Here is an 8467-nt window from a genome sequence, read left to right as displayed (position 1 = left end):
ACTTCCTTCCCGTACTCGGCGGGCATCCACCAGGCACCGACCGACGGCAAGGACTACCCGGGCTGGCATTTGCACATGCACTTCTACCCACCGCTCTTGCGCTCGGCCACGGTGAAGAAGTTCATGGTGGGCTACGAGCTCATGGCCGACCCGCAGCGCGACATCACCCCCGAGAGCGCCGCCGAGCGCCTGAGAGGATTATTGTAAATTGTGTTTTCAGTAAAGGATTTTGAAAACCAGCATCTTACCTCTTACCATTGATTTCTACAGTACAATGATTACACCCAGGCCCAAACTTTACTTTCTGCTTCTCTTGCTTCTGCTCAGCCTCACCGGACAGGCCCAGCAGCTCAACGGGAAGCCTGGCACCTTCACCGTCGGGAACAAGGAGTTCCTGCTTAACGGCAAGCCCTTCGTGATCAGGGCGGCGGAGCTGCACTATCCCCGTATCCCGCGTGAGTACTGGGAGCACCGCATCAAGCTCAGCAAGGCCATGGGCATGAACACCATCTGCATCTATCTTTTTTGGAACCTGCACGAGCAGCAGCCGGGGCAATACGACTTCAAAGGCCAGAACGATGTGGCCGAGTTTGTGAAATTGGCCCAGAAAAACGGCATGTACTGCATTGTGCGGCCCGGCCCGTACGTGTGCGCCGAGTGGGACATGGGTGGCCTGCCCTGGTGGCTCCTCAAGCAGAAGGACGCGCAGGTGCGCACCCTGCAGGACCCGAACTTCATGGACCGCACCAAGCTGTTCCTGAAAGAGGCGGCCAAGCAGCTGGCCCCCCTGCAGATTCAGAACGGCGGAAACATCCTGATGGTGCAGGTGGAGAACGAGTACGCCACCTTCGGGGAGGAGCAGGCCTATATGGAGGCTACCCGCGACGCCGTGCGCGAGGCCGGGTTTGACAAGGTGCAGCTTTTCCGCTGCGACTGGCCTTCTAACTTCAACAAATACAAATTGGACGGCGTGGCCACCACGCTCAACTTCGGGGCGGGCACCAACGTGGAAGAGGCCTTCAAAACCTTCAAGGAGCTGAACCCCACCGCGCCGCTGATGTGCAGCGAGTACTGGTCGGGTTGGTTTGACCACTGGGGCCGTCCGCACGAGACCCGCTCGGTGAGCAGCTTCATCGGCAGCCTCAAGGACATGATGGACCGCAGGATTTCCTTCAGCCTCTACATGGCCCACGGCGGCACCACCTTCGGGCAGTGGGGCGGGGCCAATGCGCCACCCTACTCGGCCATGGCCACTTCCTATGACTACAACGCGCCGGTAGGCGAGCAGGGCAACACCACCGAGAAGTTCTTCGCCGTGCGCGACCTGCTCAAGAACTACCTGCAGGAGGGCGAGACCCTGGGCGAGATCCCGGCCGCCAAACCCATCATCGAGATCCCCGCGTTCAACCTGACCAAGAGCGCGGCGCTGTTCGCCAACCTTCCGGCCGCCAAAAAAACCGAAACGATCCAGCCCATGGAGAACTTTGACCAGGGCTGGGGCCGCATCCTGTACCGCACCACCTTGCCGGCCTCGGCCTCGGGGCAGAAGCTGGTGATCACCGAGGTGCATGACTGGGCCAACTTGTTCGTGAACGGGAAGTCCATCGGCAAGCTGGACCGGCGCCGGGGCGAGAACACCGTGACGCTGCCCGCCCTCCAGGGGGACGCGCAACTGGACATCCTGATAGAGGCCACCGGTCGGGTGAACTACGGGAAGGCCATCATCGACCGCAAGGGCATCACCGAGAAAGTGGAGCTGAACGACGGCCGGAAGAACACCGAGCTCAAAAACTGGCTCGTCTACAACTTCCCCGTGGACTATAAATTCCAGAAAAAAGCGAAGTTCAGGAAGGGCACCGCAGAGGGTCCGGCCTGGTACCGGGGCACGTTTGAGCTGAAGGAAACCGGCGACTCGTTCCTGGACGTGAGCAAGTGGGGCAAAGGCATGGTGTGGGTGAACGGGCAGAATCTGGGCCGCTTCTGGAAAATCGGGCCGCAACAGACGCTGTTCGTACCGGGCGTGTGGCTCAAGAAAGGCAAAAACGAGATCATCGTGCTGGACGTGGACCAACCCGAGGCGACCACCATCGCGGGCTTGAAAGAACCGATTCTGGACCAGCTTCGGGCCGAGGAGTCTTTAACGCACCGCGCCAAAGGGCAGACGCTGAACCTGGAAGGGGAGAAGGCAGTGGCCACGGGCTCGTTCCCGGCCGGAAGCGCCTGGCAGCAGGTGACCTTCGACAAGGCGGTGCAGGGGCGTTACCTCTGCTTAGAGGCCCTGAGTTCGCAGAAAGCAGATGATCCTTATTCCTCCATCGCAGAGCTGGAGCTGGTGGACGAGAAAGGAAACCCCGTGTCTCGCCTGAAATGGAAAGCCGTTTACGCCGACAGCGAAGAGGTGACCGGCGCCAACAACGCCGCCGATAAGGTGTATGACCAGCAGGAGTCTACTTTCTGGCACACCCAGTACTCCGGCGAAAAGCCCAAGCACCCGCACCATCTGGTGATTGACCTGGGCGAAAACGTGACCGTGAAAGGCTTGCGTTACCTGCCCCGCTCCGACAAGAACACGGGCGGCATGGTGAAAGACTACCGCATTTACCTCAAGAACAGCCCCTTCAAGATGTAAAACATTAAGAAAGATGCTCCAAAGAGAAGGCCTTATTAGCCTTCTTTTTGGAGCATCTTCTGTTTCAGGGCTGTTTCCGGGAAATCAGCCCTGAAACGGAGTGGCTAGTTTCACATTTGCCCTTACGGATTACCCGCCGAGGCCCCAGAAGTAGTTAATGTAAAAGGCGCTGACTTCACGTCACGGGAGTTGGGGCCCACGTACACGATGAAATCGCCGGGTTCGGCTACGTACTTCATATTGATGTCATAGAACTTGAGGTCGTTCTCGGTGAGGGTGAAGGTTACTGTCTGGGTCTCGCCTTTCCGGAGGAATACCTTTTTGAAGTTCTTGAGCTCTTTCACGGGCCGGGAGACAGTGCCCACCAAATCCTGCACGTACAGTTGCACCACTTCCTCGCCGTCATAGTTGCCGGTATTCTGCACCTGCACGGTCACCGTCAGGTTACCGCCCGGCTGCAGATTGGCGGTGCTCAACGTTGGTGCCGAGATGGAGAACGTGGTGTAGCTCAACCCGAACCCGAACGGATACAGCGGATCATTGGATACATCCAGGTAGCGCGATTTGTACTTGTCCAACTGCTGCCCGCCGTACGGCCGACCGGTAGTTTTGGCATTGTAATAGATAGGCACCTGCCCCACGTTCTGCGGGAAAGTGGCCGTGATCTTGCCGGACGGATTGTAGTTGCCGAACAGCACATCGGCGATGGCGTTGCCGCCCTCGGTGCCCGGGAACCAGGCTTCCAGCATGGCGTCTACGTTCTCGTTTTCCCACTTCAGCGCCATGGGCCGGCCGTTCATGAGCACCACCACCAAAGGCTTGCCGGTGGCTTTCAGGGCTTTGAGCAAATCCAACTGACGGCCGGGCAAGGTGATGTCGGAGCGGCTGGAGGCTTCACCGGTCATGCCCTGCGATTCGCCTACCACTGCTACCACCACATCTGCTTTGCGGGCGACCTGCACCGCTTCCCGGATCATAGCCTCCGCGGAGCGTGGGTCAACTTCAATGTTACCGCCATGGGCATTCAGCCGCCGCAGCATGAGCGTGTCATCGGCGATGTTGGCTCCTTTGGCGTAGGTGATTTTCAAGCCCGGTCCGGCCACGTTCCGGATACCTTGCTCCACACTAATGGCCTGTTTCCAGTCGCCGGCGCCGTTCCAGTTACCCAGTTGGTCTACCTGGCTTTTAACCAGCGGGCCTACCAGCGCAATGGAACCGGTTTTCTTGAGGGGCAGCGTTTGGTTCCGGTTTTTAAGCAGCACCATGGTGCGGCGGGCGATGTCACGGGAGGCATCTCGGTACTCTTTTTTCAGGAGGGTTTCTTTGGCGCGCTGCTCGTTCGCGTAACGGAACGGATCCTCAAACAAGCCCAGTTTATACTTGGCCTCCAGAATGCGGCGGCAGGCGACGTTGATCTGGTCCTCGGTTACTTTTTTATCCTTCACCAGCTGGCCCAGGTGTTTCAGGAAGACTTCGCCCACCATGTCCATGTCAATGCCGGCGTCCAGGGCCACCTTGGCTACTTCGTATTCGTTTTTGCCCAAACCGTGCGGAATCAGCTCGTTGATGGCGGTGTAGTCGGTGACCACCAACCCATCGAAGCCCCATTGGTTCCGGAGCAGCTCGGTCATGAGCCAGCGGTTACCGGTGGCGGCCACGCCGTTGATGTCGTTGAACGAAGACATGACGCTGGCGGCGCCCGCATCCAGCGCGGCTTTGTAGGGCGGCAGGTATTCCTCCATCATGCGGCGCTCGCTCATGTCGGTGGTGTTGTAGTCGCGGCCGGCCTCGGCGGCACCGTACAGCGCGAAGTGCTTCACGCAGGCCATTACCGTGTTGTTAGCCGATAGGTCATTGCCCTGGTAGCCGCGCACCATCGCCTTGGCGATCTGGCAACCCAGCCAGGTGTCTTCGCCGGAGCCCTCGGCAATGCGGCCCCAACGCGGATCGCGGGCAATGTCTACCATGGGCGAGAAGACCCAGTTCAAACCGTCGGCCGAGGCTTCATCGGCGGCGATGCGGGCGCTACGCTCAATGGCGGCCAAATCCCAGGAAGCGGCCAAGGCAATGGGCATGGGGAAGATGGTGCGGTGCCCGTGAATCACATCGTACCCGAAGAGCAGCGGAATCTTGAGCCGTGATTGGGTGATGGCTTTCTCCTGCAGTTTGCGCACGGCAATGGGCGTAAACGTGTTGAATACGCCGCCCACCAGGCCTTTGGTGATGTTCTCATCCACATTCTCGCTCACCACCGGACCCGTCACCGTAAAGCCCACCGACACCAGGTTCAGCTGCCCGATCTTCTCTTCCAGCGTCATCTTGCCCATGAGGTCGTCAATGAAGGCTTTCATTTTGGGGTCCTGCGGACGGTTAGGGATAGGGTTGGTGGCGGTGGCCGCAGGTTGGTTTTGTCCGGTGCCGGTGGAGGCGGTTTCCGGGGTTTTCTGCGGGGGCATCTGCGTGCAGCCTCCACTTATGAGCAGGATCAAAGCAAGGGTAAAATTTCTCATCATGCGCGCGTGTTTAGTGGCTTCTAATGGTATGCTCTCATGTTCTTTGGCGGCCAGCCGATGGCTTCTCACCGGAGGAAATCTGGCCTGTCGTTTTATGGCAGTTCTGGTGAAATCAGCCCAAAAACGGAGCAGTACTTTGGGCGTATTTCACCTGCTGTTTTACCGGAACTCAGGCGAGGTATTTCGGGGCTGATTTCCTGAAATCGGCCTCTAAACGCCTCTATTTCGATTCTATCACTTTGGTTCTTTCCGAGACGCCGTTCTCGTTGATGGCCTCAATCTGGAAGTAGTAGGTCAGTTCTTTGTCCATGCCTTTGAAGTAGTACTCGCCGCCGCCGTGCACCATGATGCAGTTGTAGAGTTTATCGGGCGCCACGCCCACGTAGAGGTTATAGGCGTAGGCATCGCTCACCTGCGACCACTTGATCCAGGCGCTGCGTTTGTCTTTCTCGGTGCGGAGGATGGTGAGGTCTTTCACGGCCTGGGGCTTTTTGCCGTTGCCGTTCCCGAACACCCTGAACCCGCTGATCGCGAATTTGCCGGTGGGCATGTGCAGGTTCTCCAGTTTGAGGTAACGGGCCTGCACCGGTTTGTCCAGCTCAATGTAATCATGCGGCACATCGGTTTTGTTCTGGCTTTTGTCTACCAGCACCTTCCAGGTTTTGCCGTCCAGGGAACTGTACAACTTGTACTGGTGATAGATGTTCGTTTGTTTGCCCAGGAAAGTCACGTCTTGATCGGCGTAGTTGAGTTGGATGGCGTTCACGGTGCTGGGCTGGCCCAGATCTGTCTGGATCCACTCGCCTTTGTTGCCCGTGGCGGCGCTCCAGTACGTTTTGATGCTCTCGTCCACGGCGTAGTTGGGCGCGTAGGCCGCCAGCGTGGAGGAAACCGTCACGGGTTTGTTGTAGTTGAGGAGCATCCAGCCGGTGAAGCGGCTCTTGAGATGGTCGGCGGGGCCGTTGGGCAGGTAATGCGGATAATCTCCGAAGGTGGTGTTGCAGTACAGCACGCCGTCTTTGTCGAACCCGGCGGGCCACACACCCAGGCGGCGCTCAAAGTTGTTTTTCACCGAGATCACCACCGTGGAGACGTGCCACCAGTTGCCCCATTTGTCTTTAAAGGAGTTGCCATGCCCGGCCCCACGCGCGAAACCACCGGGCTTATACGCGAAGGGATTATGCGCCTGCGGCTTGAACGGCCCCAACGGACTGTCGCCTACCTGCACACCATCGGCGTAGCCGCTGAATTCAGTGCCGGGCGCGCCGTACTGCAGGTAATACTTGCCGTTGTGCTTGTCCATCCAGGCGCCTTCCATGAACGGGTCCAGGAAGGTGTTGTCCAGGTACTCCCCGAAACGCTGCCACCCAAACCGCTCGTGGTTCAGCCCGATCATCTCCTTTTTCTCGCCAATCGGTTCAAAGGTTTTCCGGTTGATTTCGATGCCGTACATGGGATACACGTTGCTGCTGCCCCAGTAGAGGTACAGGCGGTTGTCATCGTCCAGGAAGAAGGCGGGATCCCAGGCACCCACCTGGAACGGCTCCACGGCTTCTTTCCACTGGTTGGCCTTGGGGTTGGTGCTCATCCAGAGCGGGAAGTTCTTCTCGTGCGTGGACCCGAAGACCAGCAGCGTATCGCCCAGTACAAATACCGCGGGGGCGCACAGGTCATCGTAGACTTTGTGGTGCGGCTTCAGGAAAGATTTGGAGACGAAGTTCCAGTTGTAGAGGTTGTTGCTCCACCAGTATCCCCACTGATTTGTGGAAAACAGGTAATAATCGCCTTTGTACATCACAATGACCGGATCGGCGGTGGCGCGGTGCTTGCCCGCCTCCGTGAAGTGAGGGATGGGCGTGTAGCCGTAATCCAGGTTCATGGGGTTGCAGTAGGTGCGCTGCGGTTTGGGCTGCGCGGTGGCCGGCAGGTGCATTGCTAGCAAGGCGATGAGCAGGAGTAGACCCAGGTGTAGGACTGTTTTCATTTGCTTGCATTTACTGGTAACTGAGGACTCTCAAATCCGAGTTTCCGGAGGCCGTTCTGCACATCGGGGATGCTCATGAACAGCTTCCAGAGCAGGCCGGTCCGGTGGTTCTCAATCATGACGATGATGGGCCCCTGGTCGATGGCCAGGTGCGAGTTGGCGTACCAGTTGTGGTGTTCACTGAAGGCATCCACAAAGCCGTACTCGGTCCAGGTTTTATCACCCAGGGTGTCATAGAAGTACCGCATCGCTTGCATGGAATACTCGGGCGTGTAGGGGAACGACGACAAGGCCGCGGTAGGGGTGATTACGCCCAGGTCCTCGGTGGGCGAGTGGGCGGCGTAGCCCCGGTAACTGTCGCTGGCGGTGAGGCCCCAGGAGTTCTCTGAGTAGCCTTTGTACTTCTTGGGGTTGTCAATGCAGTAGGCCCGGTTGATGAGCGTGTGGCGCTTGTTCTGCTCCCAGTAATCGGCGTACTGGTCTTTGAGCCCGCGTGGATCAAGCCCCAAAAAAGAATAATGGGCAAAAAACAGTGGCCCGCCGTAGTCAAAGCCCAGCGGAAGTTTGATGCCGTAGAACTCGCGGTCGTTGCGGAAATAATTGTTGGTGGTCCAACCCTGATGGTAGACCTGTGGGCTGATGCTGAACCGAGGCGAGGAAGCCGCCAACACGTAGGTGATCAGCCCCTCGTTCCAGCCGCGGAGTTGGTGGTTCATGCTCCAGCCGTTGTTGGGGCTCCAGTGCCAGTAGAGCACGTTCTGTCCGCCTTGGGTGTGCCAGTTCCATTCAATGCCTTCCCACATCCAGAGGATTTTGTTGCGCACCTGGCTCTCGGTGGGGTTGTCCTGGTTGAAGTACTGGCGGGCGCAGAGCAGGCCCTGGAACAGGAAAGAAGTCTCCACCAGGTCGCCACCGTCATCTTTGGGACTGAAGCGGATTACTTTGCCCGTCTCGCCGTTAAGCCAGTGGGGGAACACGCCGTGGAACTGATCGGCTTTCCAGAGGAAATTCACAATTTTGAGCATCCGCTCGGCGGCCTGCTGGCGGGTGATCCACTTGCGCTCGGCGGCCACAATAATGCCCATCACTCCGAAGCCGGTACCGCCGGTGGTCACTACCTCGCCGCCGTAGTCAAAGGCCACGTTGCTGCGTTCCCGGGCCATGCCGCTCACCGGGTGCCCGAAATCCCAGAAATACCGAAACGTCTGCCGCTGCACCAGCTCCATGAGTTGCTCATCGGAGAGGTTCTTGGGGCGTTTCACGGTGCCTTTCTTCTGGGCGTTCACGCAGCCGCAGAAGAGAATCAGCAGAAGTGCTATGGTGTAGAATTGCTTCATAGTT

General features: G+C 58.3%; 5 protein-coding genes. 2 read left to right on the top strand and 3 right to left on the bottom strand.

Annotation, left to right across the window (positions count from 1 at the left end):
• A partial coding sequence (gene galT, locus JT719_RS24050) for a galactose-1-phosphate uridylyltransferase (RefSeq protein ID WP_207436330.1) occupies positions 1-207 on the top strand: 207 nt, incomplete at its 5' end.
• 67 nt (positions 208-274) lie between these two features.
• On the top strand, positions 275-2629 hold the full coding sequence (locus JT719_RS24045) for a beta-galactosidase (RefSeq protein ID WP_207436328.1): 2355 nt from the start codon (positions 275-277) through the stop codon (positions 2627-2629).
• Between the two features lie 122 nt (positions 2630-2751).
• Here the strand turns inward: JT719_RS24045 and bglX are convergent, their stop codons facing one another.
• The 3 genes from bglX to JT719_RS24030 all read right to left on the bottom strand — a co-directional run bounded on the left by bglX (position 2752) and on the right by JT719_RS24030 (position 8463).
• On the bottom strand, positions 2752-5142 hold the full coding sequence (gene bglX, locus JT719_RS24040) for a beta-glucosidase BglX (RefSeq protein WP_242693457.1): 2391 nt from the start codon (positions 5140-5142) through the stop codon (positions 2752-2754).
• Between the two features lie 220 nt (positions 5143-5362).
• A complete protein-coding gene (locus JT719_RS24035) occupies positions 5363-7126 on the bottom strand; it encodes a family 43 glycosylhydrolase (protein WP_207436326.1) in 1764 nt (587 codons plus the stop codon).
• A complete protein-coding gene (locus JT719_RS24030; RefSeq protein WP_207436325.1) occupies positions 7123-8463 on the bottom strand; it encodes a glucoamylase family protein in 1341 nt (446 codons plus the stop codon). Before JT719_RS24030 ends, JT719_RS24035 begins: the two co-directional genes overlap by 4 nt.
• Positions 8464-8467 lie beyond the last annotated feature (4 nt).

The sequence above is a fragment of the Sabulibacter ruber genome, assembly GCF_017355955.1.
Lineage (GTDB): Bacteria > Bacteroidota > Bacteroidia > Cytophagales > Hymenobacteraceae > Nibribacter > Nibribacter ruber_A.
The sequence above is the reverse complement of the archived record's forward strand: the minus strand, read 5'-3'. Positions and strand labels throughout refer to the sequence as shown.